Source organism: Pseudoalteromonas peptidolytica (assembly GCF_012641745.1).
Classification (GTDB): Bacteria; Pseudomonadota; Gammaproteobacteria; order Enterobacterales; family Alteromonadaceae; genus Pseudoalteromonas; species Pseudoalteromonas peptidolytica.
This window is the reverse complement of the sequence record NZ_WEHZ01000104.1, coordinates 1-288: the sequence shown is the minus strand read 5'-3', so window position 1 is coordinate 288 and position 288 is coordinate 1. Positions and strand designations below refer to the sequence as shown.

The 288-nt window shown below is 43.4% G+C and carries 1 rRNA gene; it reads left to right on the top strand.

Annotated features, from left to right (window positions below):
* Nucleotides 1-236: 236 nt before the first annotated feature.
* Nucleotides 237-288, top strand: a 5S ribosomal RNA gene (rrf, locus tag F9Y84_RS22660); the annotation flags it as partial.

Here is a 288-nt window from a genome sequence, read left to right as displayed (position 1 = left end):
CTGTGAGGCATTAAGCTAACTCGTACTAATTACCCGTGAGGCTTAACCATACAACGCCAAAGTGGTTTAGCGACAGAAGTTAATAGACTGAAGTAGACAAAGAATTTAATAGCTTTTTCCAGATTTAAGAATTAAACAAGGTGACCAACCTCAGCGGTATCGCGAAATCGGTTCACCTTGCGCAAATGGAATGTTCGTGCGAGGCACGATGTAATTATACATTTGCACCCAGATTTCCTGGTGACTATAGCGTTTTGGAACCACCTGACCCCATGCCGAACTCAGAAG